Annotated in this window: 1 protein-coding gene; it reads left to right on the forward strand. The window is 35.5% G+C overall.

Going from position 1 to position 620, the window contains the following annotated elements:
• Positions 1-70: 70 nt before the first annotated feature.
• Complete coding sequence (locus AB4238_RS22460) at positions 71-439, forward strand: hypothetical protein (RefSeq protein WP_372035858.1); 369 nt, start codon at positions 71-73, stop codon at positions 437-439.
• Positions 440-620 lie beyond the last annotated feature (181 nt).

Here is a 620-nt window from a genome sequence, read left to right on the forward strand (position 1 = left end):
TATACTGATTGGTATTATATAATAAAAATGACTTAAATACGCACAATAAAATAAGCATAAAGGTTAGTATTTGGAAAAGATAAAACAACAAAAATTGCTATTAGCGAGTGCACTAGGTTTACTCGGTCTGGTCGTTAACCTCTATCCTTTGCCTTTATTTGCCAATATCCAGCTAATTTTAGGTAATGCTAGCTTTGTCGCTAGTGCAGTTCTCTTTGGGCCTTGGTATGGCCTATATACTGCCATTATTGCTGTTAGTGGGTTATTTATTGCTTGGGGTAGCCCCCACGTATACTTACTTTTTTCACTAGAAGCGTTATTTTTAGGCTTAGCTCATCGAAAAGGAGTTTACTCACTATATTCGAGTATGATTTTTTGGTTAGTTATAGGTATACCATTGTTTTACCTATACAATTCTCAACTCAAACATTCCCAGTAGCCACTTACCTTTTATTATACTAAAACAAGGGATTAATGGTGTTTTTTACACAGCTATAGCCTCTATGCTACTGCTTTTAACGCCCGTTTCTTTACACCTTTTTCTCAAAAGTAAAGATAGAAAACGCCACACTTTTAATACTCAGTTGACCTATGCATTTACACCAGGGTAAGAGCGTGAA

This window comes from Shewanella sp. 10N.286.45.A1 (assembly GCF_041470405.1).
GTDB lineage: Bacteria > Pseudomonadota > Gammaproteobacteria > Enterobacterales > Shewanellaceae > Shewanella.